General features: G+C 68.2%; 22 protein-coding genes, 1 tRNA gene and 1 pseudogene. 10 read left to right on the top strand and 14 right to left on the bottom strand.

Annotation, left to right across the window (positions count from 1 at the left end; translation table 11 throughout):
* Positions 1-45: 45 nt before the first annotated feature.
* The 3 genes from AC1D2F_RS11445 to AC1D2F_RS11435 all read right to left on the bottom strand — a co-directional run bounded on the left by AC1D2F_RS11445 (position 46) and on the right by AC1D2F_RS11435 (position 3,219).
* The gene (locus AC1D2F_RS11445) at positions 46-1,140 is read right to left on the bottom strand and encodes a tRNA (adenine-N1)-methyltransferase (RefSeq protein WP_229994978.1); all 1,095 of its coding nucleotides are present in this window, start codon (positions 1,138-1,140) and stop codon (positions 46-48) included.
* A gap of 101 nt (positions 1,141-1,241) precedes the next feature.
* On the bottom strand, positions 1,242-2,429 hold the full coding sequence (locus AC1D2F_RS11440; RefSeq protein WP_229994979.1) for a site-2 protease family protein: 1,188 nt from the start codon (positions 2,427-2,429) through the stop codon (positions 1,242-1,244).
* A complete protein-coding gene (locus tag AC1D2F_RS11435) occupies positions 2,422-3,219 on the bottom strand; it encodes an HAD family hydrolase (RefSeq protein ID WP_229994980.1) in 798 nt (265 codons plus the stop codon). Before AC1D2F_RS11435 ends, AC1D2F_RS11440 begins: the two co-directional genes overlap by 8 nt.
* A 164-nt stretch (positions 3,220-3,383) precedes the next feature.
* Here AC1D2F_RS11435 and AC1D2F_RS11430 point away from each other — a divergent pair, with 164 nt between their 5' ends.
* Both AC1D2F_RS11430 and AC1D2F_RS11425 read left to right on the top strand, forming a co-directional pair.
* Complete coding sequence (locus AC1D2F_RS11430; protein ID WP_229994981.1) at positions 3,384-4,289, top strand: PAC2 family protein; 906 nt, start codon at positions 3,384-3,386, stop codon at positions 4,287-4,289.
* Between the two features lie 263 nt (positions 4,290-4,552).
* Entirely contained in the window at positions 4,553-5,071 is a 519-nt protein-coding gene (locus AC1D2F_RS11425) for a DUF1269 domain-containing protein (protein ID WP_229994982.1), read from the top strand.
* Positions 5,072-5,088: 17 nt separating this feature from the next.
* On the opposite strand, the gene mshC is transcribed toward AC1D2F_RS11425, so the two are convergent.
* Both mshC and AC1D2F_RS11415 read right to left on the bottom strand, forming a co-directional pair.
* Positions 5,089-6,369: a cysteine--1-D-myo-inosityl 2-amino-2-deoxy-alpha-D-glucopyranoside ligase gene (gene mshC, locus AC1D2F_RS11420; RefSeq protein ID WP_229994983.1), complete on the bottom strand. Its 1,281-nt coding sequence runs from the start codon at positions 6,367-6,369 to the stop codon at positions 5,089-5,091.
* 15 nt (positions 6,370-6,384) lie between these two features.
* Entirely contained in the window at positions 6,385-7,218 is an 834-nt protein-coding gene (locus tag AC1D2F_RS11415; protein ID WP_476966749.1) for an undecaprenyl-diphosphate phosphatase, read from the bottom strand.
* A gap of 52 nt (positions 7,219-7,270) precedes the next feature.
* Here AC1D2F_RS11415 and AC1D2F_RS11410 point away from each other — a divergent pair, with 52 nt between their 5' ends.
* Positions 7,271-8,206 carry an aldo/keto reductase gene (locus tag AC1D2F_RS11410; RefSeq protein ID WP_229994985.1) on the top strand — a complete coding sequence of 312 codons (936 nt, stop codon included), beginning with the start codon at positions 7,271-7,273 and terminating at the stop codon, positions 8,204-8,206.
* A 59-nt stretch (positions 8,207-8,265) separates the two neighbouring features.
* Here the strand turns inward: AC1D2F_RS11410 and AC1D2F_RS11405 are convergent, their stop codons facing one another.
* A complete protein-coding gene (locus AC1D2F_RS11405) occupies positions 8,266-8,541 on the bottom strand; it encodes a hypothetical protein (RefSeq protein ID WP_229994986.1) in 276 nt (91 codons plus the stop codon).
* 39 nt (positions 8,542-8,580) lie between these two features.
* On the opposite strand from AC1D2F_RS11405, the gene AC1D2F_RS11400 reads away from it, so the two are divergent.
* Positions 8,581-8,814 carry a DUF5703 family protein gene (locus AC1D2F_RS11400; RefSeq protein ID WP_018772920.1) on the top strand — a complete coding sequence of 78 codons (234 nt, stop codon included), beginning with the start codon at positions 8,581-8,583 and terminating at the stop codon, positions 8,812-8,814.
* Positions 8,815-8,887: 73 nt separating this feature from the next.
* On the opposite strand, the gene AC1D2F_RS11395 is transcribed toward AC1D2F_RS11400, so the two are convergent.
* Positions 8,888-10,051 (bottom strand): acyl-CoA dehydrogenase family protein, encoded by a 1,164-nt coding sequence (locus tag AC1D2F_RS11395; protein ID WP_229994987.1) that lies wholly within the window; start codon positions 10,049-10,051, stop codon positions 8,888-8,890.
* 14 nt (positions 10,052-10,065) lie between these two features.
* The gene (locus tag AC1D2F_RS11390; protein WP_229994988.1) at positions 10,066-11,382 is read right to left on the bottom strand and encodes a M20/M25/M40 family metallo-hydrolase; all 1,317 of its coding nucleotides are present in this window, start codon (positions 11,380-11,382) and stop codon (positions 10,066-10,068) included.
* Between the two features lie 165 nt (positions 11,383-11,547).
* Here AC1D2F_RS11390 and AC1D2F_RS11385 point away from each other — a divergent pair.
* Positions 11,548-11,630: transfer RNA gene (locus tag AC1D2F_RS11385), tRNA-Leu, on the top strand.
* 57 nt (positions 11,631-11,687) lie between these two features.
* Here AC1D2F_RS11385 and AC1D2F_RS11380 read toward each other — a convergent pair.
* The 4 genes from AC1D2F_RS11380 to malQ all read right to left on the bottom strand — a co-directional run bounded on the left by AC1D2F_RS11380 (position 11,688) and on the right by malQ (position 17,867).
* The gene (locus AC1D2F_RS11380; RefSeq protein ID WP_229994989.1) at positions 11,688-12,785 is read right to left on the bottom strand and encodes an AI-2E family transporter; all 1,098 of its coding nucleotides are present in this window, start codon (positions 12,783-12,785) and stop codon (positions 11,688-11,690) included.
* A gap of 36 nt (positions 12,786-12,821) precedes the next feature.
* Positions 12,822-14,342: a CYTH and CHAD domain-containing protein gene (locus AC1D2F_RS11375; protein ID WP_476966748.1), complete on the bottom strand. Its 1,521-nt coding sequence runs from the start codon at positions 14,340-14,342 to the stop codon at positions 12,822-12,824.
* Positions 14,343-14,528: 186 nt separating this feature from the next.
* Positions 14,529-15,299, bottom strand: a complete 771-nt coding sequence (locus tag AC1D2F_RS11370) for an alkaline phosphatase family protein (RefSeq protein ID WP_476966747.1) — start codon at positions 15,297-15,299, stop codon at positions 14,529-14,531.
* Positions 15,300-15,647: 348 nt separating this feature from the next.
* The gene (malQ, locus tag AC1D2F_RS11365; protein WP_476966746.1) at positions 15,648-17,867 is read right to left on the bottom strand and encodes a 4-alpha-glucanotransferase; all 2,220 of its coding nucleotides are present in this window, start codon (positions 17,865-17,867) and stop codon (positions 15,648-15,650) included.
* A gap of 201 nt (positions 17,868-18,068) precedes the next feature.
* Here malQ and AC1D2F_RS11360 point away from each other — a divergent pair, with 201 nt between their 5' ends.
* From AC1D2F_RS11360 to AC1D2F_RS11340, 5 genes and pseudogenes are all read left to right on the top strand, one after another.
* Positions 18,069-18,422 (top strand): TraR/DksA family transcriptional regulator, encoded by a 354-nt coding sequence (locus tag AC1D2F_RS11360; RefSeq protein WP_229992582.1) that lies wholly within the window; start codon positions 18,069-18,071, stop codon positions 18,420-18,422.
* Positions 18,419-19,183: a M50 family metallopeptidase gene (locus tag AC1D2F_RS11355; RefSeq protein WP_229992583.1), complete on the top strand. Its 765-nt coding sequence runs from the start codon at positions 18,419-18,421 to the stop codon at positions 19,181-19,183. Before AC1D2F_RS11360 ends, AC1D2F_RS11355 begins: the two co-directional genes overlap by 4 nt.
* 48 nt (positions 19,184-19,231) lie before the next feature.
* The gene (locus AC1D2F_RS11350) at positions 19,232-20,299 is read left to right on the top strand and encodes a glutathione S-transferase family protein (RefSeq protein WP_229992584.1); all 1,068 of its coding nucleotides are present in this window, start codon (positions 19,232-19,234) and stop codon (positions 20,297-20,299) included.
* Between the two features lie 65 nt (positions 20,300-20,364).
* A pseudogene (locus AC1D2F_RS11345) lies at positions 20,365-21,489 on the top strand (serine hydrolase domain-containing protein).
* Positions 21,490-21,660: 171 nt separating this feature from the next.
* Positions 21,661-22,722: an FUSC family protein gene (locus tag AC1D2F_RS11340; RefSeq protein WP_229992647.1), complete on the top strand. Its 1,062-nt coding sequence runs from the start codon at positions 21,661-21,663 to the stop codon at positions 22,720-22,722.
* A gap of 99 nt (positions 22,723-22,821) precedes the next feature.
* On the opposite strand, the gene AC1D2F_RS11335 is transcribed toward AC1D2F_RS11340, so the two are convergent.
* Positions 22,822-23,736, bottom strand: a complete 915-nt coding sequence (locus AC1D2F_RS11335; RefSeq protein ID WP_476966745.1) for a MaoC family dehydratase — start codon at positions 23,734-23,736, stop codon at positions 22,822-22,824.
* Complete coding sequence (locus AC1D2F_RS11330; protein ID WP_229992586.1) at positions 23,733-25,073, bottom strand: 3-oxoacyl-ACP reductase; 1,341 nt, start codon at positions 25,071-25,073, stop codon at positions 23,733-23,735. The genes AC1D2F_RS11335 and AC1D2F_RS11330 overlap by 4 nt, the downstream gene beginning before the upstream one ends.
* Positions 25,074-25,076 lie beyond the last annotated feature (3 nt).

Below are 25,076 nucleotides of genomic sequence, written 5' to 3'. Positions count from 1 at the left end.
GCCCTAAGAAGGCGGGTGCCGCTGGAGACATCCGAAATATGCTGCCTAGTTCGTTATCTCCGGGGCGTCGACGACATTTGTTCCGGCGATTGCGTCACGGGCGGCGCGGCGCAGCTTCTTGTCCGAGACCGCCCGCTCGCCGACGGCGCCCGGGGTCCAGGCGTTGACGTCTTCTTCGTTAAAGTCGGTCTTGGAGGGGCGGCGTTTCACCGAAATTCCCGTGACACCGTCGGCGAGGCGGCGGGTTACCAGCAGGAAGCCCGTGTGGGCGACCATGCGGTGGTCCGGGCGCACGGCCAGGCCCTCGAGATGCCAGCCGCGGACCATGGATTCCCACGCGTCGGGTTCGGTGAACCTTCCGTCCGCGCGGATGGCTTCGGCTGTCCGCGAAAGCTGCGTCACAGTCGCGACATAATTGATCCACACTCCCCCGGGTGCCAGGACCGTGGCGACGGCGTCGAGGCATTCCCACGGGGCGAGCATGTCCAGGACCACGCGGTCCACGGAGCCGGGTTCCTCGGTGCGCACCACTTCCTCCTGGAAGTCGCCGAGTGAGATCTTCCAGGCCGGGTGCGGGCCGCCGAAGATGGTCTCGACGTTGCCGCGGGCGATGTCCGCGAACTCCTGGCGGCGTTCAAAGGAATGCAGGTAGCCGTTGTCCCCCACCGCGCGCAGCAAGGAGATGGACAGGGCGCCCGAGCCGACGCCGGCTTCAACAACGCGCGCGCCGGGGAAGATGTCCGCCATGGTCACGATCTGGCCGGCGTCCTTGGGGTAGACCACGGCTGCGCCGCGCGGCATCGAGAGCACGAAGTCCGAGAGCAGCGGGCGCAGGGTCTGGTACTGCTGTCCGACGTTGTTGACGACCACCGAGCCGTCAGGCTTGCCGATGATCTCATCATGGTTCAGGAATCCCCGGTGGGTGTGGAATGCCCCGCCGACCTCGAGCGTGATCGTGTTCATGCGGCCGCGTTCGTCCGTGAGCTGGACCCGCTCGCCTTCGCGGAACGGTCCGCGGCGGCGCGCCGCGCCGGTCGCACCGTTCGCGGTGGTGGCGGCGGTGGTTTCACCTGCGGCGGTCTTAGTGCCTGCGGCAGTGTTGATGCCGGCGGCGGCGTTGGCGGCAGTGTCGCTGCTCATGAAGATGTTCCTCGCTCCTGTAAAGCTGTGTGGCCGCGGACATGCCGGCGGCCACCGGTCCTTGCGCGTGGGGGCCGGAAAATCACGACCGCCCAGTAACTCTACCGGTTCTGTCCCTGGTTCTGGCGTTCGTTCCGGTACTTGCCTGTGATGGCACGCAGGACGGCGGACTGGCGCAGCAGCCCGGTGACGGCGCCCTCTCGGTCCACCACCGCGTAGTCCTGGCCTTCGATCTGGGCCAGGTACTGGACCAGTTCCTGGCCTTTGGACCATTCGGGGACATAGGCGCCGGCGCCAAGGGGGTAGGAGACCGCGGTCAGGGCGGTCGCTGCGGCCAGGTCGGCAGGCACGGTGGCGGCCGCTGCGGCGTCCACGATGCCCACGGGGCGGCCGTCCCGGTCGCACAGCACCACGGCGGGCTTTCCTGCCGGCGCCCGGTCCTGGAGGTCTGCGACCGTGGCGGTTTCAGGGAGGCCGACGGCGGGTTCGGCGAGGGCCGCGGCATCGACAAGGTACAGCCGGCTCCGCAGGCGGGCCTGCTGGATCGACGCCGACGCCCCCATCCACAGGAAGCTGCCCACCAGGGCGGTGATGAGGGTGAAGGAAATATCCGGCCGTGCGCCGCTGAGCAGGGGCAGGACAATGAACCACAGGGCCAGGCCGATCACGATGATCCGGCCGGCCCAACCGGCGGCAATGGTGCCCTTTTCCTGGCTGCCGGTGGCTTTCCAGACGGCGGATTCGACCAGCCGGCCCCCGTCCAGCGGAAGGCCGGGAAGCACGTTGAAGATGCCGATCAGCAGGTTGGCCCAGACGAAGATGTTGGCCAGGATGTCGGCCACGCCGCTCAGGTTCCCGTACGCGAGCGGGAGCCAGCCGGCGCCGGCAAGGGCGAAGTTCGCCGCCGGGCCTGCCATCGCCACCAGGACGGAGCGGCCGGGTGAGGCAGTGAAGCTCTGGAACTGGGTGTGGCCGCCCCAGAGGTTGAGGACAATTTTCTCCGTGGGCCAGTGGAAAATCTTGGCGGTCAGCGCGTGCGCGAGTTCGTGGGCCAGCACGGAGATCAGGAGCAGCAGCGCGTAGGCGAAGGCGACGAAGAAGGCGGTGACGCCGAGGCGCGGATTGTTGCTCTGCAGGACCGGCCCGTACGCGATCACCGTGAAGGCCGCGATGATGAACCAGGAATACGCCAGAAAAACCGGAATGCCGGCGATGCGGCCCAGCGGGATCCCCTCACGGCGGCTTGCCGGGTTCTTGCCGGGCTGTCCGTGGCCGCCGGTGTCAGCCACGGGGACGGCTCCCGGTCGAGGTGCCGGCCAGGGCGGCGGTCGAGTGGGGCGGCGAGAGAGCGGCTGAGTCCGCCGCGCCCCCGAAGGTGGCGTCCGGGAATTCGTGCCGCAGGGCCACGAGCTCTTCCAGGTCCGCAACCGTGCGGCCTTCAAGGGTGTCCCAGGTGGCGCGGCGGGGATCGTCCGGGAGGGGCAGGATGTGCGGGATGGCGACCGTGACGACCCCGGAGGCCACGGCGGCGGCGACACCCGGCACGGAATCTTCCAGGGCCACGCAGTGGTGCAGGCCGAGCTCGGGGTCCTGCTGCTGCAGGAGCTCAACGGCCGTCAGGTACGCTTCCGGGTGCGGCTTCCCCTGCGTGACCGTGTCCCCCGTGACGAGGAACTCGAAGTAGGGCTCCGGCAGGCTCGCAACGATCTCCCGGGCCAGCGGGGCTTCGGACATGGTGACGAGGGCGCAGCGGACGCCGGCGTTGTACAGTTCGTCGAGCAGTTCGCGGGCGCCGGGGCGCCAAGGAACGCAGTTCCGGACCTGGCTGACCACATGGCCGGTGAGGGTGTCGATGATGTCGCGCCGTTCCATCGCCACGCCGGCTTCCTGCAGGATGCCCGCGGAAAACGTCAGGGACTGTCCCACGAGCTGCATGGCCTGGTCCTGGGACCATTGTCCGCCGTGGGCTTCAACGAGCGCGCGTTCGGCTTCGATCCAGTAGGGCTCGGTGTCGACAATGGTGCCATCCATGTCCCAGAGCGCTGCTTTAAGGAGGGGCCGGGACGCTGAGGATTGCATGCCTTCCAGTCTACGGGGAAGCCCGCGGCCGGGTGCCCGCGCTACGCCTACGGCGAATTCCGACTTCCCGGCCGCGGGATTCCGGGCGGAAATTGGGCGGAAATGGGGCACGCTCAGTGCCGTATTGCCTGCGCGGGGCGGGGTCTTGGACGTAGGGTGATGGCATGAACAGCTTCGAGGCAGACCCCACCGAACCAGGCGCCGTCTCCGAGCCGGAGCGGCTGCTGCAGCCCGTCCCCGAGGGCCGGCGGATCACCGTCATGCTGGCGGCCTTTGAAGGCTGGAACGACGCCGGGGAAGCCGCCAGCGATGCCCTGCGCTATCTGAACAAGCTCTGGGGCGGCAAGAAGGTCGCTGCGATCGACGCGGACGAGTACTACGACTTCCAGTTCACCCGGCCCACGATCCGCCGGACGGCGGCCGGTGAGCGGAAGATCAAGTGGCCCTCCACTCGCATCTTCAAGGCCAGCGTCCCCGACTCGAACGTGGACGTCATCTTCGTCCAGGGCACCGAGCCCTCCTACAAGTGGCGTGCCTACACGGCGGAGCTGCTGGTGCATGCCGAGGCCCTGCATGTGGACTACGTCATCCTGGTCGGTGCGCTGCTGGCTGACGTGCCGCACAGCCGCCCGATTCCGGTCAGCACTTCGACGGACGACGCCGCACTGCGTGAGCGGATGGACTTGGAGGCCTCGCAGTACGAGGGGCCGGTGGGGATTGTCGGCGTGCTCGGCGAGGTGGCGTTGCTGGCCGGGCTCCCGACGGTCTCGCTCTGGGCGGCCGTGCCGCATTATGTGGCCCAGGCGCCGTCACCGAAAGCTCAGCTGGCCCTGCTGCACCGGATCGAGGAGCTGGTCCAGGTCCCCCTGGACACCACGGAACTGGTGGAGGAGGCCGACGCGTGGGAGCGCGGCGTGGACGAACTCGCCACCGAGGATCCCGAAATTGCGGCGTATGTCCGCCAGCTGGAGGAGGCCAAGGACACCGCCGACCTCCCGGAGGCCAGCGGCGAATCGATCGCCCGCGAGTTCGAGCGCTACCTTAAGCGCCGGGGCAAGGACAAGCCCTAGGCCGTACCTGCCTTCTTATCTGCGGAATCCACGGACCCTTCCAAGGGTTCTTCCCCGGGCCAGAGTCTTATGACCCTGCCGGTGGGCGCCTGTCGGGGCAAGAGTGGGACCTGCGCTACCGGTTGGGGTACCGTCCCGGCCTGGGCCGGGCAGGCCTCCCCCCCGCTCGGGATTCGGTTCTGTCCGACACCCTCGGGACCGGCAGCGTCGAGGAAGAAGCGGAGTGGCCGTTACGCCGGCCAGAACCCAGTGGAGGTCACACCATGTCAGAGCACAACTACACCTTGTTCGTGTCCTCGTACGCCGACGAGGACTCGGCGGCAGAGGATTTCAAGGCGATCAAAAGCATGGACGACGCGGCCGTGGCTGCTGCGGTGGTCCTGTCGCGTGACGCTTCGGGCAAGACCGAGGTCAAGGAGCACGGGGGCGGACTGGTCGCCGGCGGCACTACGGCCGGCGCCATCGGCGGGCTGGTGGTCGGTCTGTTCGCTCCGCCGCTCCTGCTGTCCGGCGTGATCGGTGCCGGAATCGGCGCAGGTGTTGGCGCCATCAGGAAGCGGCACGAGGAGAAGGCCATCGGCGTCAACGCGGACGAGTGGCTGCCGCCGGGCTCCTCGGCGATCGTGGCCCTCGTCGACGACCTCTACCTCGACCGAGTCGACAAGGCGATCGACAAGGCCACCAAGAGGGTCAGCAAGGCTGTCGAAAGTGGTGACTACGACGCCGTGGTCAAGGCCATCAACGAGGGTGACCAGAAGATCATCGACGCCGCTTCGTCCTGATCGGCCGAGGCGGCGGGTTAGAGCTCGACGCCGAGCAGGGCGTTGACGGCGTCGTTCACCAGCGCGGCGTCCGTGGCCGCGGCGGTCCCCGGGGATTCCAGGGCGGACTTGGCCCAGACGTCGACGGCGGCGAGGGCGCCGGGCGCGTTGAGGTCGTTGGCGAGTTCGGTCCGCATCCGGCCGATCAGGGCCGCGGCGGAGCCGTGGGGAGCCACGGCGAGGGCCTCGCGCCAGGTGCGGAGCCGGTCTTTGGCTTCGGCGAACCCGTCGACGGTCCAGGACCAGTCCGTGCGGTAGTGGTGGGCCAGGATCGCCAGGCGGATTGCGGCCGGCTCTTCCCCGTCGGCGCGGAGCCTGGAGACCAGGACCAGGTTGCCCTTGGACTTGCTCATCTTTTCCCCGTCGAGGCCCACCATGCCTGCGTGCGCGAAGTGGCGGGCCAGCGGCACGCCGGCCAGCGAGTACGCGTGGCCGGCACCCATTTCGTGGTGCGGGAAGACGAGGTCCGAGCCGCCGCCTTGGACGGTAAACGGCTTGGGTAGGTACTCCTGGGCGATTACGGTGCATTCGACGTGCCAGCCGGGCCGGCCCTCCCCCAGCTCGCCGCCGGGCCAGCGGGGCTCGCCCTCGCGGGCAACCCGCCAAAGCAGCGGGTCCAGCGCCTGGCGCTTCCCGGCCCGGCCCGGGTCTCCGCCGCGTTCGGCGAAGAGTTCCAGCATTTCGGCGTCGGAGAGGCCGGAAATCGATCCCAGGGTCCAGGCGTCGACGGCGTCGGCCGAGTGTTTCCCGGCGGCTTCGACGTCGTAGTACACGTCGCCGTCGGGCTCGCCGCCGGTGCCGGGGACGCGGTACGCGAGCCCGCTGTGCAGGAGGCGCTCGATGGCGGGAACGATCAGGGGAACGGCCTCGACGGCACCGATGTAGTGATCCGGGGCGAGGACGTTCAGGGCCTCCATGTCGGTCTGGAAAAGCTCGATCTGGCTCGCGGCGAGTTCGCGCCAGTCGACGCCGGTGGCCGTCGCGCGCTCCAGGAGGGGATCGTCGACGTCGGTCACGTTCTGGACGTAGGCGACGTGCTGGCGGCCGTCCCGCCACGCGCGGTTCAGGAGGTCGAAGGCGACATAGCTGGCCGCGTGGCCCATGTGCGTGGCGTCATAGGGGGTGATGCCGCAGACATACATGGACTGCTCACCGGTGGCCTCCAGGGTGACGATTCCGCCCTTGGCGGTGTCGAAGAGGCGCACGGCGGGCATGCTGCCGGGGAGCTGGGCAACAGGGCGGGAGATCCAGGATTTCACAGCCCAAGCCTAGTGCTAGGCGCTGATGACATTGAAACCGAGCAGCAGGAACAGGGACATACCCAGGAGGATCCGGTACCAGACAAAGAGCCGGTAGCCGCGGGTGGAGACGTACTTCAGGAACCAGCCAATGATGACGTAGCCCACAATGAAGGCGATCACGGTGGCCAGGGCCGTTTCCGCGAGCCCGTACGGGCCGGTGATGCCTTCCTTGGAAACCACCTTGTACAGCTGGTACAGGCCGCTGCCGAACACGGCGGGGATGGCCAGCAGGAACGAATACCGGGCCGCCGCCTCACGGGTGTAGCCCATCAGGAGCCCGGCGCTGATGGTGCCGCCGGAGCGGGACACGCCAGGGAACAGGGCCAGGGCCTGCGCGAGTCCGTAATATAGGCCATGTTTGTAGGTCAGCTGCGTCAGTTCGCGKTTCTGCCGGCCGATGGTGTCGGCCACCGCGAGGACCATGCCGAACACAATCAGCATGGTCGCGACGCCCCATAGGCTGCGGAGCACCGACTCGATCTGGTCCTGGAACAACAGGCCGAGGACGATGATCGGGACGCTGCCCAGGATCACCAGCCAGCCCATGCGCGCATCCGGGTCATGCCGGGACGCTTTGCCGGTCAGCGAAGCGGACCACGCGCGGATGATCCGCAGGATGTCGCGCCAGAAATAGACAATTACAGCCGTCTCGGTGCCCAGCTGGGTGATGGCCGTAAAGGCCGCGCCGGGGTCTGACGCCTCCGGCAGGAAGGCGCCGACAATCCGCAGATGGGCGCTCGAGGAAATCGGGAGGAACTCGGTCAGCCCCTGTACCAGGCCCAGCAGAGCCGCTTGTATCCAGTTCACGTTTATAGACCCTACGTTATGAAGCAGGGCGAATCCCCGTAAGCTTGCTGGCATGCAGCAGCGTTATGTCGGCAACAGTGGGTTGCGCGTGTCCGCCCTATCCCTTGGCACCATGTCCTGGGCCCGGGAAACCGAGGAACAGGATGCGGCCGCCCTGGTGCGGTCCTTCGTCGATGCCGGCGGAACCCTGATCGACACCGCGGCATCCTACGCCGACGGGCAGGCCGAGGCGATGCTCGGCGGAATGCTGGGCGACGTCGTCGCCCGTTCCGAAGTGGTGATCTCCACGAAGGCCGGACTGACGACGGCGGACGGGCGCCGCAGCGTCGACACGTCCCGCAACGGCATGCTCTCCGGGCTTGACGCGAGCCTTGCCCGGCTGGGCACCGACTATGTGGATCTCTGGTTCGCGCACGCCTGGGATTCAAATGTGCCGCTGGAGGAGACCCTGTCCGCGCTGGACCACGCCGTGCGGTCCGGCCGGGCACGTTACGCCGGCGTCTCCAATTTCAACGGCTGGCAGACAGCCAAGGCCGCCGCCATTGCGGGCTTTCCCCTCGTGGCCAACCAGTCCGAATACTCGCTCCTGCAGCGCAGCGCGGAGATTGAACTGATTCCGGCCATCGAGGACGCCGGGCTCGGCCTGATGGCCTGGGGTCCGATCGGACGCGGCGTCCTGAGCGGTAAATACCGCGGGCACATTCCCGGGGATTCCCGTGCCGCCAACCAGCGGCTCGCCACGTACGTGGAGCCTTATCTCGAGGCGCCGGCGTCAAGCGTGGTGGAAGCCGTCGCCATGGCGGCGAAGGGGCTCGGCCGGACGCCCCTGGATGTGTCGCTGAGCTGGCTCCTGTCCCAGCAAGGGGTGGCCACCGCGGTGGTCGGCCCCCGGACGCAGGTTCAGCTCAAGGAGATCCTGGATTCGGCCCTCGCGCCGCTTCCGCCGGAGATCGCCCAGGCCCTCGAGGATGTGTCCGACCCGGCCTGAGGCCGGTCCGGGGGTTCCGCAGGACCTGATTCTCTGGGTTTGTCCGTTCCCTGAGCCTGTCAGTTCTCTGAGTTCTGCAGGATCTCGAGGTCCTCTTCGTCGTCGATGTCGTCTTCGTCATCGTCGTCTTCGTCGCCGTCGATCACTTCCAGGGGCGTCACTTCCCCATACGCCTCATACAGGGCGTCGTCGTAGACTTCAAAGGCGTCAGCAACGGCGAAGAACGCCGCCTCGACCGCGGGATCCCCATCACTTCTGCGGGCGGAAGCCGCCGCCAGGTGTTCTTCCAATGCAGAGGTCAGTGACTGAAGCGCGACACGCGGATCGATGCTCATGACTTCACGTTAGTCGGAAAAAGACGAAAATGGAGAGCAATGAAAGAACATTTTCTGAGCAGCTCGGTCCGGCGGGAACGGGACTATGTGAAGCAGTACGAGTACCTCGTCCTGACGGTCGGTCCTGAGGATTCCCTGCCTGAGGCACGCCGGCGGCTCGTGGAGCATTCCGAGTACGGCAAATGGGAACTGGAACGCAGCCGCCTCTACGTGGGCGGCGGGCGGCGTTTCTGGTTGCGCCGGAAAGTCATCCAGGTCCAGCGCACCGTCTAGGACTCCCCCGGCGCTGAAACCACGGGCATCGGCCGGGAGCGGGGCGACCAACGCCGCGGACCCCGGGGCCGCCTTAGGGTGGGTCCAGCGGGCCCAGCCAGGCGTTCGCCACAGTGTTGTGCGCCGACTCGTCGTCTGACGGGTGGAACATGCCGGCCAGCACATCCCGGTACAACCGCTCCAGCTCGGAGCCGCGGAAGTAGCTGGACCCTCCGGATACCCGGATGGCGAGATCCACCACGGCGCGCGCCGTTTCCGTGGCCCTGACCTTGAGGCCCACGAGCCGGGGGAACCACTGGCCGCCGTGGTCTACGAGTCCGTCGACGTCGGCCGCCACGCGGGACAGCTGCGGGTAGAGCGCATCCATGGCCATCGCCGCCTCTGCCACCTTCCAGCGGATGTCCGGGTCCTGGGCGTAGCTGCGGCCGCCGTTCTTGAATGACGTCCGGCGCTTGACCGCTTCAACCCCGAGCGTGAGGGCCCGTTCGCCGATTCCCGTATAGACCGCGGCGAGCAGGGTTTCGAAGCAGGCAAAGATCGCGAAGATCAGGGGGTCGGCGTTCGGGCCCACCGGCAGTTTCCGGAAGATCCTTTCCGCCGGCACGACGGCGCCGTCCAGGAGGGTCGTGTTGGACTGGCTGGCCCGCATGCCGAGCGTGTCCCAGTCCGGCAGAATCTCGTAGCCGGGCGTTTCCCGGGTCATGAATCCGTGGACCAGTTCCCCGGCGCCGTCCTGGGCGGAGGAGTCCTTCCCGAAAATCCCCAGCCGGGTCCACGCCGGTGACAGGCTCGTGAAGATCTTGCGGCCGGTGAAGCTGTAGCCGCCGTCGGGCAGGGGGACGGCCTCGGTGCGGGAATCGAACAGCACGGAGTCGTTACCGGCCTCCGAATTGCCGAAGGCAAAGACCTCCCCCTGCGCAGCCTCCTGCAGGATGAAATCCAGCGAGGGGTCACCCCGGGCGGCCAGCACCTGGGCGACGCCGGTCCACACCAGGTGCATGTTGACGGCAAGTGCGGTGGCCGGCGCCGCCGTCGCCAGAAGCCGCTGCAGCTGCGCCGCTTCCGCCAGCCTGAGTCCGAGGCCGCCGTCGGCCGCGGGGACAAAAATCTTCAGATAGCCGGCCGCCTTCAGCTCGGCAAGGTCCTCGTGGAAGAAGGCGTTGTCGCGGTCGTAGCCGGCGGCGCGTCCCCGGATCCGTTCCAGCAGCGGCCCGCTAAGGATGTCCTCGGGCGTCATGGCCGGGTGTCCGCTCAGTAGTTGGTGAGCAGGGTGTCGAGCACCCGCGCCCCAAATTTCAAGGAATCCGCCGGGACGCGTTCGTCGACGCCGTGGAACATGCCAGTGAAGTCGAGTTCGTCCGGGAGCATCAACGGGGCGAAGCCATAGCCGGTGATGCCCAGCCGGCTCAGGGACTTGTTGTCGGTCCCGCCGGACAGCGTGTACGGCAACACCTTGGCGCCCGGATCCTCGGAATGCAGGGCATCGATCATCGAATCGACGAGGTTGCCGGCGAACGGCACCTCCAGCGAGACGTCGTTGTGCACGTAGCTGATGTCCACGCCGGTGCCGGCAAGCTCCCGCACGATCTCCAGGACCTGCTGCTCCTGCCCGGGCAGGGTCCGGCAGTCGATGAGGGCCTCGGCCGACTCCGGAATGACGTTGTGCTTGTAGCCGCCCTTGAGCAGGGTGGGATTGGTGGTGTTCTGCAGTGTGGCGCCGACAAAGCGGGCCACCGTGCCGAGTTCCTTGAGGATCTTGTCCGGATCGTCCGGATCGAATTCGACGCCGGTGAGTTCGGTGACTCCGTCGAGGAACTGCCGGGTGGTCGGTGTGAGCTCGATCGGCCAGTTGTACGCACCAATCCGGGAGACCGCACCGGCAAGCCGGGTCACGGCGTTGTCGGTGTTGATCTGCGAGCCGTGGCCTGCGCGGCCATGGGCAACAAGGCGCAGCCAGGAGAGGCCCTTTTCCGCCGTCTGGAGCAGATAGGTGCGCTGCCCGCCGATGGTGGCGGAAAAGCCGCCGACCTCGGAGATCGCTTCCGTGGCGCCCTCAAAGAGTTCGGGCCGCTTGTCGACGGCGTAGCGGGCGCCGTAGGTGCCGCCGGCTTCCTCGTCGGCGAAGAACGCGAAGATGAGGTCCCGCTTGGGTTTGCGGCCCGTGCGGGCGAAGTTGCGCAGCACAGACAGGATCATGGCGTCCATGTCCTTCATGTCCACGGCGCCGCGCCCCCAGATCAGGCCGTCTTTCAGTTCGGCGCCGAAGGGGTCAACGGACCACTGCTCGCGGAGGGCCGGGACGACGTCCAAGTGGCCGTGGACCACCAGGGCGCTGGCCGAGGAGTCCTCCCCTGCCAGCCGGGTCACCACGCTGGCGCGGCCGGGGGCGGCCTCGAAAATTTCGGCCTCCAGCCCGACTTCCGCCATGAGCCCGGCGGTGTATTCGGCGGCCGCGCGTTCACCGGGGCCGGAGCCGTCACCGTAGTTGGATGTGTCGATGCGGATCAGCTCTTGGCAGATCCTGACGACCTCGTCCTCGGGCCTGGGTTCGGTCCGGTTGTCAGTCATTGCGGCTCCTCGTGGCGGGTGGCTCAATTGCTGGCTTCAGCCTACCCACACGCCCCCGCAAAGCCCCGATTATTTGTTTCCGGAAAAGTCGTGCTAGAGTCTTTCTCGCTGCTTCCGAGAAAAGCAAAACGCTGAAAGGCGAAAACGTTCCCGGAATTACCACCTGCGCGGGTGGCGGAATGGCAGACGCGCTAGCTTGAGGTGCTAGTCCTCGAAAGGGGGTGGGGGTTCAAGTCCCCCTCCGCGCACAACAGGAAACACCCTGGAATCCAAGGATTCCAGGGTGTTTTTTTGTGTCTGCTTTGTTATTGCGGCTCTGCCTCACCCGGCTGCTCAGGCTCGGGCAGCGGATCGCGGCCGGACCACGTCTTGAGGACGGTCCAGGCCACGGCGGTGATCGGCACGGCCAGCAGCGCTCCAACGATGCCTGCGAGCAGGGTGCCGGCAGCCAGGGCGAGCAGAATGGCCAGCCCGTGGATTCTGAGCACTTTGCCCATCAGGACCGGCTGCAGGAAGTGGTGTTCAAGCTGGTTCACGCCGATGACGACGGCGAGGACGATGAGCGCCTGAACGGGGCCTTTGGAGATCAGGGCGACGGCGATGGCGAGGGTACCTGCAACGGTGGCCCCGATGATCGGGATGAATCCGCCCATGAAGATGAATACGCCCAGCGGAAGGGCCAGGGGAACTCCCAGGATGACGAGGGTGATCCCGACGACAAGACCGTCGATTGCGGCGACGATTGCGGTGCCGCGGACGTAACCGCCCAGGACGACGGTGCTGCGGTCTGCGGCCAGGCGTGCCTTGGCGCGGTGGTCAGCGGGAAGGAAGCCGATGAGAAAGGTCCGGATCTCAGGCCCGTCCTTGAGGAAGAAGAACAGCGTCACGACCATCAAGATGGCGCCGGCGAAGATTTCCCCCACGGTGCGTGCCCCGATGAGGGCTTCTGCACCGAAGGTGCTGGAGGTGAAGAACTCCCGCACCGAGTCGATGGCGGCGGTGATCTGTATGTCGCTGATTGGGACAGGTCCGGTGGTGAGGAAGGAGTGCAGTTGGGCAACCCCGGCGGCGGCGTGGGCTGAGAGCTCTGCCCACTGGCGGGAGACCAGGATCACGATGCCGGTGATGATGCCGCCGACGACAGCGAGGATGGCCACGAATGAGGCTACGACGGCGAGGGCCCGCGGCCAGGAGCGCTCCGTGAGCCAGCGGACCAGCGGCGAGATGGCGGCGGCCAGGATGACGGCAATCAGGACCGGGATGATGACGAGTGGAACACGGGTCGCGGTCCAGATGATCGCCCATGCGAGGGCGGCCACCGTGAGGGCCTGGACGGATCGGATGCTGGCCCGGCCGAGTCCGTCCGACCATATGGCCGCAATACCGGTGTGGGGTTCGGTCATCGGGCTCTCTCTTTCGCAGCGCTGAATTTATCGCGGCTACTTCCAGTTCAAGGGTTTCGGTCTGGACTGTTGCCACATATCGTAAAACCGTGCGCGGGCCTGATCCCCGCGTAGCTGTTCCAAGGCATGTAAGCGCCCGTAGCTGAATCCGTTGCCTCCGTTGGCCGCGGACTCTGCCGCGAGTGTGAGCAGGGTTTGTCGGGTGACCACGCTGTCCTGGAAGTCTCCGAGTATTTCCTGGATGCCCTCCGCGGCCCGGGCAAGGGCAGTTGCTTGTTTGCCGAAAATCGGGGAGGCGGCTTCAGCGGCATAGCGGAGCCGCTTGGCGCTCTTTCGAACTTCGTGCAGTGCAACATCCTGCGGCCCCCGTCCGGTGGCGCTGTCTACGGCGCGGACCGCTGCGTTCAGGCGCTTTCGTTCCCCTGAGACGAGCCGTCCAACCGTCCGCAGCGCTTCGTTTTCTGCTGAGGCGCTGAGTGGAGGTGCTGCAAGGAAGGCATCGAGGGAATCGAGGAGACGGAAGTAGCGGTCGCTGTCCAGCGCCGCCAAGCCTGCGGCACGGCCCTGCTGCTGGATGGTGCCGAGGTGCTCTTCGACTTGCTGCGCAACCGGACCGATCAACAGCTCCCGTGGTTCGGCGTCGAGCATGTCCTTCAGCCTGGCGCGGATGACCTCGGTGTCCCGGGCCTGGCCCACGGTGCCGGCGAGCCACTGGAGTTCGGCCCGCAGGAACTTGGCGGTCGTCCCATCTGTGAGCTTCCGGAAGGTCGCCAATGCTGACCGTAACCGGCGCGCGGACACCCGAAGTTGATGCACGGCATCGGGCGCATCGACTCTGACTCCCGGGTCATGGAACTTCAGGGCGCCTGCCTGTTGGAACATGTAGGACAGCGCGACGTCCGAGGCCGGCCCGTGCCGGCTCGGCTTTGGGGCGGCTTCGGGATCCCCCGGATAGGTGGATCCGAGAGCCCTGGCCAGCTTGGACGGCAGGGAGGAGACGGGGACTCCCTCAGCTGCGAGCAGTGCGTCGGCGTCCTGGAGCAGCTGCCGGGGACCGTCGGCGAGTTCAATCTCCCACTCCCGCCACCGAGACGGTGCTGCCGGGGCTAACAGGGATTGCGCCTCGACGTGGTCGTCGCTGAACTGGGCCAGGACGGCGCCGTCGGCGGCGTACAAGGGGGTCGAACTCCGGTTCGTCTTGACGCGTGCCACGGGCACCAGCATCTGGCTGCGGGTGTGAACAAGCACTAACTGGCGCAAAAGCTCCGGCACGGCATCCTGGTCGCCTCCAAGCGGCTCCCCTATCTCCCGCCGCTCCCCCGCGGTGACTGGGAGTTTGAGGTGCCAGCCGGCATCCGGACCGCCGGACCGGCGGCGCAGGGTGATCCGCCGTGCGGCCAGCGCCAGTGCCTCAGTATCAAAGTAGACGGCGTCCAGCTGCTCTGTAACGGGTTGCCCGACGCGAGCCACCCCTTGGATTGCTCCCAGTTGCGGGAGGGCGTCGGATTCCGAAGGGCTGTACTTGTGTTCCACCTCAATGACTTCGGAACCGGCCATACTCCATTCTAGGAACCGGCATGCCCGCCCGCCCGTGCCCTAAGCCCTCTTTCAGGGGAACCCGGCACCGCGGCTGCGCCTGCCAGGGGCACGTGGCGAAGCTCCGGTCAAATAGCGGTTGACCGGAGCTTCGGGACCATTATGGGCAGTGATTCCTGTGTATTGGTCGGGAAAGGCCGCCCGCCGCTAGGGGTTGAGAAATTCGCTCATGAGGGGCGCATTGCGGACGTTGTCGGTCAGGGGCGTCAGCCCCCACACGTCCTCGATGGTGTGCAGCAACGAATAGTGCGAGTAGGCGGCATGGGAGGTGAAGCCCTTCCGCGCCGCCGGGCCGGCAAATACCGTGGCCACCCGGTTGTCGTCTTTGCTGCCCTCGTCCCACGTAAGCACCAGCAGGGAGTTCTGCGTCGTGAAGGCCGGTGACCCAAGAATCCGCGGCACCTCGCGGGAGAGCCAGTCGTCTCCGGTACTGATGGGACAGTCGTGGGTGTCGTTGCACATGTCTGGGCTGATGAAGGAGTAGTCCGGCAGGGCCGACGCCGACTGCAGGTCCTGTTCCAGCCGGCCATACGGCACAACATGGTCCGAGCACGAGGCCAAATCGTCCGTCACGGCGGGGTAGTACATGAACGGATTGTGCTTCACCGCATACCGCCGGGAGTCGTGCGCAACGCAGGGCGCGGGCATGCCCTCGGCGTACATTTTCCACGTCCGTCCGGATTGGGTGATCTCATCGGCGATGGAGCGCACATCGGCGGTGCAGGACTTCGGTTTGCAGTCGCTGGTGATCCCCGCGTTGGTCCCGCTCGTCAGGGCGAGGTAGTTGGGCAGGCTCGGATGCGTAATGGCCCGATAGTTGGCGGCCGTGGAGAATTCCGCCGCCAGCTTGTTGAAGTAGCCTGCCTCGCTGGCTCCCATGATCTGCGAGGCCGCCTTGTTTTCCTGGACGATGATCACAATGTGTTCGATTCCGCCGTTGCCCTGCCGCCCCGGCTCCGGGTGCGGCGCCGGCTGTGYGAAGTACGGGGACGGTGGAGGGGTCGCGGCGGGAGGCGTGTCCTGGCCCGGGGGCCGGGACGGGGATTCGGCAGGAGCCGACTCAGCAGGCGTGGATTGGGGCGGTGTGGATTGGAAGGGCGCAGGCGGGCTCGCTTGGAAGGGTTGCACCGGGGTGCACCCCGCCAACAGCATCGCCAGCGCCCAAACGCCCGCCAGACCCCCTCGGCCGATCCGCGTCATCGGACCATGCTAGCGGCCGGCATCGGCGCGGCCAATGCCGTCTGCGGGCAGGGTCTCAGGTCCGGCTCAGGTCCCGGAATCGAGGGCACTCCGGACGGTGCCCAGCAGGGACAGGAACCGCTCATTGCCCGGCAGGTCATCGATCAGGACCACGCCCTCGGGAGCGGCCAGCGGGATGCGCCAGTTCGGGTACTCGGTGCTGGTGCCCGGCTGGTTCTGGGTCCGGGTCTCCCCCACGGCGTCCACGAGCGCCACGCCCAGCAGCGAGGACGGGGCCAACGCCGTGTAGGCGTACAGCGCCTCCACCGTGGCCCGGACATCGGTGCCGCCGGTGTCCGTCAGCAGGCCGCGTGCCCGGACCTGGCCCAGCACTGCCTCTTGCTCGGCCGCGGCCTCGGCGCGTTCTTCATCAATGGGGCGCCGCAACAGCCCGAGCGATTCCCGCAAAGTGACATGTTCCCCGGCAAGGTAACCCGCCGTCGGGGGCAGATCGTGGGTGTTGACGCTGGTCAGGCATTGCCGGCGGTAGTGCTCCGGCGGGATCGGGCCGTCGGCGTCGTGTTCGAACCAGAGAATTGATGTGCCGAAGATCCCCCGTTCGGCCAGGTAGCCGCGGACCCACGGCTCGAACACGCCCAGGTCTTCGCCGATCACGATCGCCCCGGCCCGTTGCGCCTCGAGGGCCAGGATGCCGATGAGCGCCTCGTAGTCGTAATGCACGTACGTGCCGTGCTCCGGGCCGGCGCCCTCGGGGATCCACCACAACCGGAACAAGCCGAGGATATGGTCCACGCGGATGCCGCCGGCGTGCCGCAGCACGGTCCGGAGCATGTCCCGGTAGGCGGCATAGCCGGATTCGGCGAGCCGGCCCGGGTGCCACGGCGGCTGGGACCAGTTCTGGCCCAGCTGGTTGAACATGTCCGGAGGTGCGCCCACCGTAACGCCCCGGGCGAGAACGCCGGCCAGCGTCCAGGCGTCGGCACCGCCAGGCTTCACGCCAACGGCGAGGTCATGGACCACACCGATCCCCATCCCCGCCTGGCGTGCAGAACGCTGGGCCGCCTCGAGCTGCTGGTCGCAGAGCCACTGGAGCCAGCAGTGGAACTCGATCCGGGCGGCGAGCCTCTGCCGCTGCTCCACACAGTATGGCGAGGCCGGGGATGCCGCCGCCCCGGCCCATTCCGGCGCCGACTGCGGCAGCTGTTCGGCGAGCGCACACCACAGCGCAAAGTCCTCGAGCCCCTGCCCCTGCTCGGCACAGAAGTCCGCGAACTGCCGCGTGCGGGCCGGACCGCGGCGAACCGCAAACACGAGCTCCAGGGCCGTGAGCTTCGCCGTGTAGCTGGCGTTGCGGTCCAGGAGGTCCCGTGACCGGTTGGCCGCCTGCAAACCTTCGGCCAGGCGTGCCACCTCGGCCCGGCCTGCAGCGTCCAGGTAACCGTATTCCGGGATTTCCTCCACCCGCAGGTAGAGCGGGCTGAAAAAGCGCCGGGTGGCGGGCAGGTACGGGGAGTCCTCGACCGGCGGCACGGGTTCGGCGGCATGCAGCGGGTTGACCAGCACAAAGCCGGCCCCCTGCTCACCGGCAACCGCGGCGAGGTCGCTGAGGTCCGCGAAGTCGCCAATCCCCCAGGACCGGGAGGACCGCACGGAGTACAGCTGGGCCGTCAGCCCCCAGGTGCGGCGTTTCGCGAGCACGGCAGGGGCCCGGAGCTGGTCGGGCGTCACAACCAGCGGGCACTGCGCCAGGGTGCCTTCGGCGTCGGCTGTCAGGGTGTGCCAGCCCAGGCCGAGGCCGCCGGGAATGGCGAACGTGGCACGTCCTGTCAGGACGCCGTCGACGTCAACCGGCTGGTCCCAGTTCTCCCGCTGGACGGCGTCATGCCTGCTGCCGTCCTCGGCATCGATCCAGACGCGGACACCGCTGCCGTGCGGGACATGGACATCCACGGGGGTCTCCCGTCCCTCCCTCACCACAAGAACCGGCGGGAGGGTGCGCCGCCACGGTGCCAGCCGGGACTCGGCCAGGGAGCGCTGCTGCTCCTGGAGCCCGTCGGCGGGGACACCGAGGGCCGCCAGCACGTCCCGCAGCGTTCCGGCGGCCACGGAGTGCTCTACTCCGTCCCAGCCCCAGTAGCTCGTGTCCACGCCATGGGCCGCGGCGAGTTCGCGCAGCAGTGCGTCAGCCATGTCAGTGACCCCGGGGTTCCCGGGACTTCCAGGTGAACCTGCGTATTCCGGGTTTGCGGGGTTTTCGGTGGTCTCGGGATGCGTCTGGTCCGCCATGCGCCCACTCTAGACGCTGCCTCCGCGCCCCGCGCCCCCTCCGTGGATGTGCGATTCACCTACCAGTTCTTCGAGTCCCTCCACGGCGGCCGCAAACGCAGGACCGATGGACGGGTACCACCACGGACACTGCCCGCGGCGCGGAAAGGCCCTTCCGACCGTTTAGGCGCCGCCACAGCGCCCGCGCTAGCCTTGCACTCTATGGTTGACGTCGAACGGTTCCGGATCCTGCTGCACGAGGAACGTCACCGGAAGCTTGCCCTCCTGCCCGCTCTCCGCGAAGACATCACCTCGGTCAATGCCGCCCGCCGGGACTCCAATGTCGACGACGAGCACGATCCCGAGGGCACCACCATCGCCTTCGAGCTGTCCCAGGCATCCGCGCTCCTGGAACAGAGCCGGGCCTCCTTGGCGCAGATCGATGCCGCCCTTTCCCGGATGGAAGAGGGCACCTACGGGATCTGCGCAGTGTGCGGCGCCCCGATCCCCGAGGGCCGGCTGGAGGCCAGGCCCTGGACGGCGTACTGCATCGAGCATGCCTCGGGCAGGACATGACCCGCCACGGCCTCCCGGTGGAACCGAACCTGGCCCTGACGTGGTGGGAGCGGATCGTTGCCGGGTTCACCCACACCCCCAGCCCGCACGTGACCAGTACCGAGCTCGTGGCGGTGATCCTGCTGGCCGTCGCCGTGTCCCTGCCGCGCCAGACCTGGCGCTACTTTGGTCTGCTCGCCACCGTGACCCACGAACTCGGACACGCGTTCGCCGCCCTCACCTCCGGCCAGCGGCTCGGGGGCATCCGGCTGGGCCTGGACCACTCCGGCACCACCACGACTTACAGCCGGAGCCGGCTCTCCGCCGCCTGGTCGACCTTCTGGGGTTACCCCGTGCCCGCCGTCGTTGGTGCAGTGATGGTCTGGTGCGGATTCAACGGCTGGGGACCCGCCGCGATGTCGGTGGGCACGCTGATCCTCCTGGCGTCATTCCTGTTCCTGCGCAACGGCGTCGGCCTCCTCATCACTGCCGCCGCCGTGCTGGGCTCGGCGCTCCTGGTGCTGTTTGTGCCGCCGGCGTTCAACGCTCACGTGATGATCGTGCTGGGCCTGGCGCTCCTGGTCGCGGCCGTCAGGGATCTCGGCAAACTGGCGAACGTCCATCTGCGGCACCGCGACAGGCTCCCGACGTCGGACGCCTACCTGCTGGCCCGGGCCACCTCCGTCCCCGCCGCGGTATGGATTGCGCTCTTCGCCGCCGTGGTGGCCGGCGCCTGGTGGTTTGCCTGGCAGCCCATGGCGCCGGTGTTCACCGCCATGTAGTGCGCAACAGTGTTCGGACCGTTCAGTGCCCGGCCTTAGGCTGGGACCATGAGCCAGAGAACCCACACCGACGATCCGGGATTCAGCACCAAGGGCGCCTACGTGACCGGCGGCGAGGAATTCACCCGGGACACCAACTACATTGAGGACCGGATCACCCGGGACGGCGGCGCGGGCCGCAACGGCGAGCCCGGCTGGCCGGTGGAGCCTGGCCGCTACCGCCTCATCGCGGCGCGTGCCTGCCCGTGGGCCAACCGCACGGTGATCGTGCGCCGGCTGCTCGGGCTGGAAGAGGTCATCTCCCTCGGCCAGCCCGGTCCCACCCACGACGCCCGGTCCTGGACGTTCGACCTCGACCCGGATGGCAGGGACCCCGTCCTCGGGATTGAGCGCATCCAGGACGCGTACTTCCGCCGCTTCCCCGGCTACCCCCGAGGGATTACCGTCCCGGCGATCGTGGACGTGCCCAGCGGGCAGGTCGTCACCAACGACTTCGCCCAGATCACGCTCGACTTTTCCACGCAGTGGGCGCAGTATCACCGGGCCGGTGCGCCGGAGCTGTACCCGGAGCACCTGAGGGAAGAAATCGACGCCGTCAACAAGCGCGTCTTCACCGAAGTGAACAACGGGGTCTACCGGTGCGGCTTCGCCGGTTCCCAGGAGGCCTATAACGCCGCCTACGATCGGCTCTGGACGGCTCTCGACTGGCTCGAAGACCGCCTGGCCGGGCAACGCTACCTGGTGGGCGACACCATCACGGAGGCAGATGTCCGCCTGTTCACGACGCTGGCCCGCTTCGACGCCGTGTATCACGGCCACTTCAAGTGCAACCGGCAAAAGCTCAGCGAGATGCCGGTCCTGTGGGCCTACGCCCGCGACCTATTCCAGACGCCCGGGTTCGGTGACACCACCGACTTTGTGCAGATCAAGGAGCACTACTACATCGTCCATGAGGACATCAATCCCACCGGAGTGGTCCCGCGCGGACCTGAACTGGGCAACTGGCTCTCAGAACACGGCCGCGAAGCGCTGGGCGGCCGGCCGTTCGGCGACGGCACGGCTCCCGGACCGGTCCGCGCCGGTGAAGAGGTCGCCCCGGGACACGGCGCAGCCTGATGCCGGCAGCGGCCGGCGCGGAGCCGGGGTGGGGCACGGCAAGCGGAGCTGTGGAGACGGGAGCTGTGGACACATCAGCGCGGACCGTCTCGACCGGCCTTGCCAYCCCCGAATTCGCGGAAGTTCGTGAGCTCTTCGACTCCTTCCTGTCCGATGACGCGGGCTACAGCGCGCAACTGTCCGTCTACCGCCGCGGCACCAAGGTGGTGGACCTTTACGGCGGCCCGGGCTTCGCGCCAGGGGACATCACTGGCACCTAATCCTGTTCCAAGGGAGTCGCCGCATTCGTGATCGCCCTCCTCGTCCAGGACGGCCGGCTCGACCTTGACCGGACCGTCGCGTCCTACTGGCCGGAGTTCGGCGTCCAGGGCAAGGACCGGCTCACCGTGCGGCAGGCCCTGTCCCATCAGGCGGGGCTGCCCGGCGTCGTCGGCGGTTTTCCGCTGGCGGAGTTCACCACGCCCGCCGCGGCACGGCGTCTCGCGGCCTCGGCGCCGCTGTGGCGCCCGGGCACGGCCTTCGGCTACCACGCACTGACCATGGGGATCCTGATGGAGGAGCTTTGCCGCCGTATCTCCGGGATGCCGCTCCAGGGGCTCTACGACGCACGCATCCGCCACCCGTGGGGCATTGACTTCTTCCTGGGCCTGCCTGAGGACCAGGAACCGCGATACCGCGAGGTACTCTACGATCCCGACCCGGCCCAGCCGTGGCTGGACCCGCTCAGCCTCGATGGCCTGGTCAGCAACGCGCCGGTCAGCACCATCATGGAGCTGCCCAACCATCGGTCAGTGCGCGCCTCGGGGATGAGTAGCGCCGGAGGTGTGGGGTCAGCCGACGGGCTGGCCAGGCTCTATGCCGCCGCCACAACGGGGGTGGACGGCAGCCCCGCGTTCCTGAACCCGGCCACCATCGATCTCATGGCCGCGGAGCAGGTCTGGGGACTGGACCGTTGCTCCGGCTCGGACAACGCCTTCGCCGTGGTGTTCATGAAACCCCAGCCGGGACGGAACTTCGGCAGCCATCTGGCGTTCGGACACGAGGGCGCCAACGCTGCCCTCGGCTTCGCGGATCCCGGCTACGGCCTCGGGTTCGGGTATGTGCCCCGCCGCAGCGAAGAGGGCAGGACCGGGGGCCGGGCCCAGCGGCTGTCCGCGGCGGTGCGGCGGGCCGCCCACGCCGCGTCCTGAGCGGGTCCGCATCGGTTCCTTCGGCGCCTCCCGGGGTTCGTCCAGTTGTCGCAGGAGCCTCCCGGCCCTAGGGTGAGCCGAATGGCCCTTCCAGAAAAGACTGTCGGCAGCCCGCCCTCCCCGCTGCGCCGATGGACCCGAACCGCGGGCAGCGCAGTCGCCGCGGCCGTGCTGTGGCCCCGGCTCCAGCTGGCCCTGAAGGCAGGGCTGGCCGCGGGCATCGCCTTCGCGATCGCCCCCTTCATGCCGGGCTCCGCCGCCGAGTATCCGTACTACGCCCCGCTCGGCGCCTTGGTGGCCATGTACGAGAACGTTGCCGGTTCCATGCGCCAGGGCGTACAGACGCTCGTCGGACTGGCGATCGGCGTCGGTCTTGCGTTCATGCTGTTCAGCCTCGGCGCGCCATCTCCGTGGACGGTCGCGGTGGTCATGGGCCTGGGCGTTATTCTTGCCGGCCTGCCCAAGATCGGTTCGGGCCGGGACTGGATCCCGACGGCGGCGCTTCTGGTGCTGTTGGTCGGCGGCCATAATCCGGACTCGTTCTCGTTCGGGTACCTCTTCCAGATGGGCGTCGGCGTCACGGTGGGCATCATCGTGAACCTGCTGGTCTTCCCGCCGCTGCACTTCCGGGCCGCGGCCCTGAGTATCGCGGAACTGCGCCAGGCGCTCGCCCAGCAGCTCTGGGACATGGGCAAGGCCCTCAAGGAAAGCTGGCCGCCGGAACATCAGGACTGGTCCCGCCGCTCGGAGGCGCTCGCAGCCCACGCCCGCTCCGTGCGCCTCGCCGTCGAGAAGGCCGATGCGAGCCGCCAGGCCAATCCCCGCCGCCACCTGCATCCGCGCGATATGGAGCTCGACTACCGGAACCTGCGGGACCTCGAGCGGCTGACCTTCCACGTCCAGGACGTGACCCAGGTGCTCTCGGACGTCATCTGGGACCATGACACCCCGTTCGTGGTCCCCGACGCCTACGCGGCGCCCCTCGGGGACGCCATGGCCTCCGTCGGGGACGTGCTGCGTGCCTTGGAGGAAGAACAGCCGGAACGCCAGGCCGAACTGGCCCGCTCCGCCGACGCGGCCATCAACGAGCTGACGGCCCGGCTTGCCGCCGAACAGCACAGCAGGGACGCCCCGAGCGCGGTGGAATCCATCCTCGTGAGCCTCCACCGCATGCTGCGCGTCGCCACGCCGGGCCGGCCGGAGGCAGAACCGGCCAACACGCCTGCAAGCTAGGCAAACGCGCGGCGTCCGCCCGCTGGGCAGGCCCGACGGAACGGACGGCGGCGGCGGGGGCTGGGTTGTCCCGGCCCGGGAGATTCGTCCCGGGCCCGGCTACGGCAGCGCCGCGACAGAACCGCTGAAGTGCCGGCGCCCGGACAGCGGGTTCCACGCCACATAGTCGGAGCGCTGCCATGGGCCCCCGTCGGCCTGCACCGTGCTGATGTCCAGCGCCACGCGGGCCGGCAGGAACACGGGCGCTTCGAAGGCGACGTCCCAGCGGAACGAGTCCCCCCTGACGGCGCCGACGTCGGCCAGCGCCCGGGACGCCAGGTACATGCCGTGGGCARGGGACCGCCGCTGACCGAGAGCCTTGGCAGTCAGGACGCTCAGGTGGATGGGGTTGAAGTCGCCGGACACAGCCGCGTAGGCCCGCCCGGTGTCAACGCCCAGCTGCCACAGGGCCGTGGGGTCCGGCACCGAGAACGGCGGCAGCGTCAACGGCACCGAGGTCTTGTCGATCCCGGGCAGGAACACCCCTTTGGCCAGGTAGGTCGAGACCCCGCGCCAGCGGACGGCGTCCTGGCCGGCGGCACGGACCTCTGCCACGACATCGAGCTGCGTGCCTGCCCGGTGTCCGCGCAGGTCCTGCACCCGGGCCCGGATATCCAGGGCCTGGGTGAACAGGACCGGCGCGGACTGCACCACCGTGTTGCTGAGGTGGATCATGCCCAGCAGGGGCAGCGGAAAATCGTCCCGGTTCAGCACGCTCATGGCCAGCGGAAACGCCAGGGCATGGATAAAGCCGGCCGGCAGGACATCGCTCGCGCTCTCGCCGATCAGGTGCTGGTAGGCCGTCAGGTTGGCGACGTCGGCCTTCACGCCGCGCACCTCGTGGGTGTAGGCCGGCAGCTCGGTGCCGCCGTGGGTGCCCAGAACCCGTCGCCGCGCCGCCGCGGCCGCCGCGTTGACGTAGAGCTTGGACAGGGCCGGCATCTCGCCGAGGATGACGGTCTGGGAACCGCTCATGCGCCCACCAGGTTCTGCCCGCAGACGCGCAGCACCTCGCCGGAAATCCCGCCGGCAGCGTCGCTGGCCAGGAACGCGATGGCCTCGGCGACGTCGCCGGGCTGGCCGCCCTGCTGCAGGGAGTTGAGCCGCCGTGCCACTTCGCGGGTCGCGAAGGGGATCCGGGCGGTCATCTCGGTTTCGATGAACCCCGGAGCGACGGCGTTGATGGACCCGCCGCGCCCGCCGATCAGCGGCGCCGTGGCACGGACCATGCCGATCACGCCGGCCTTGGACGCGGCATAGTTGGTCTGGCCGCGGTTTCCGGCGATGCCGCTGGTGGAGGCCACGGACACAATCCTGGGCGAGCCGCGGAAATGCTCCGAGGCCAGGAGCGCCTCATTGATCCGCAGTTGAGCGGCGATGTTGACGGCGATCACGGAGTTCCAGCGGCCCGCGTCCATGTTGGCCAGGAGCTTGTCACGGGTGATCCCGGCATTGTGGATGACGATGTCCAGCCGGCCGTGCCGTGCCGCGGCGTGGTCGATGATCCGTTGGCCGGCGTCGTCGCGGCTGATGTCCAGCTGCAGGGCCGTCCCGTGGACCTCGTTGGCCACCTCAGCAAGATGGTCCCCGGCCGCCGGGATGTCGACGAGGATGACCGTGGCGCCGTCGCGGTACAGGGTGCGGGCGATCGCGGCCCCGATTCCCCGGGCGGCGCCGGTCACCACGGCCACCTTGCCGGCCAGCGGCTTCCCGACGTCCCCGGGCAGCTGCCCGGCGTCGGAGCTGACGGTCAGGAACTGCCCGTCCACAAACGCCGAGCGGCCCGACAGGAAGAACCTCAACGCCCCCAGCGTCGCGGGGCTCGTAGGCCGTGCGCCGTCCCCGAGCAGGATGCCGTTGCCGGTGGCGCCGGCCCGGAGTTCCTTCGCCAAAGACCGCAGGAGACCGTCCACGCCCTGCCGGGCCGCTGCCGTTGCCGGCCCCGGCGCGGAGTCTGCCGTGCGGGACACGGTGATGAGGCGGGCGTTCGGGGCAAGATCGCGCAGCGAGGCGGCCGTGGTGAGGACGGGTTTTTCGAGGTCGCCGGGGTGGGCCAGTTCGTCCAGTACCAGGATGATGGCGCCGAGCTTTTCCTTGGGTATCGCGTGACGGCGGACATCGAGGTTCCAGGACAGGAGTGTGGCGGCGAGCTCGTCCGCGCCGCCGGTTGATCCCTGGACCAGTAAGGGCCCTTCGATGAGGGGGCGGCCGGGCTGGTACCGCCGGAGGGCCACCGGCTGCGGGAGGCCGAGCCGCTTGGCGATGTCCTTGCCGAGTCCGTGGCTGACGAACTGGGTGTATTTGTCGCTCATCCG

It is taken from the genome of Arthrobacter sp. P1_B3, from assembly GCF_056406615.1.
The sequence above is the reverse complement of the archived record's forward strand: the minus strand, read 5'-3'. Positions and strand labels throughout refer to the sequence as shown.

Bases quoted from the DNA above. Each gene is read 5' to 3' on its own strand.
- AC1D2F_RS11425 (WP_229994982.1), top strand. From the start codon at position 4,553: ATGTCAGAGCACAACTACACCTTGTTCGTGTCCTCGTACGCCGACGAG.
- AC1D2F_RS11390 (WP_229994988.1), bottom strand. From the start codon at position 11,382: ATGACTGACAACCGGACCGAACCCAGGCCCGAGGACGAGGTCGTCAGG.
- AC1D2F_RS11380 (WP_229994989.1), bottom strand. From the start codon at position 12,785: ATGACCGAACCCCACACCGGTATTGCGGCCATATGGTCGGACGGACTC.
- AC1D2F_RS11375 (WP_476966748.1), bottom strand. From the start codon at position 14,342: ATGGCCGGTTCCGAAGTCATTGAGGTGGAACACAAGTACAGCCCTTCG.
- AC1D2F_RS11405 (WP_229994986.1), bottom strand. From the start codon at position 8,541: ATGAGCATCGATCCGCGTGTCGCGCTTCAGTCACTGACCTCTGCATTG.
- AC1D2F_RS11435 (WP_229994980.1), bottom strand. From the start codon at position 3,219: ATGCAATCCTCAGCGTCCCGGCCCCTCCTTAAAGCAGCGCTCTGGGAC.
- AC1D2F_RS11430 (WP_229994981.1), top strand. From the start codon at position 3,384: ATGAACAGCTTCGAGGCAGACCCCACCGAACCAGGCGCCGTCTCCGAG.
- AC1D2F_RS11360 (WP_229992582.1), top strand. From the start codon at position 18,069: ATGGTTGACGTCGAACGGTTCCGGATCCTGCTGCACGAGGAACGTCAC.
- AC1D2F_RS11355 (WP_229992583.1), top strand. From the start codon at position 18,419: ATGACCCGCCACGGCCTCCCGGTGGAACCGAACCTGGCCCTGACGTGG.
- AC1D2F_RS11330 (WP_229992586.1), bottom strand. From the start codon at position 25,073: ATGAGCGACAAATACACCCAGTTCGTCAGCCACGGACTCGGCAAGGAC.
- AC1D2F_RS11350 (WP_229992584.1), top strand. From the start codon at position 19,232: ATGAGCCAGAGAACCCACACCGACGATCCGGGATTCAGCACCAAGGGC.
- AC1D2F_RS11395 (WP_229994987.1), bottom strand. From the start codon at position 10,051: ATGACGCCCGAGGACATCCTTAGCGGGCCGCTGCTGGAACGGATCCGG.
- AC1D2F_RS11410 (WP_229994985.1), top strand. From the start codon at position 7,271: ATGCAGCAGCGTTATGTCGGCAACAGTGGGTTGCGCGTGTCCGCCCTA.
- malQ (WP_476966746.1), bottom strand. From the start codon at position 17,867: ATGGCGGACCAGACGCATCCCGAGACCACCGAAAACCCCGCAAACCCG.
- AC1D2F_RS11445 (WP_229994978.1), bottom strand. From the start codon at position 1,140: ATGAGCAGCGACACTGCCGCCAACGCCGCCGCCGGCATCAACACTGCC.
- AC1D2F_RS11400 (WP_018772920.1), top strand. From the start codon at position 8,581: ATGAAAGAACATTTTCTGAGCAGCTCGGTCCGGCGGGAACGGGACTAT.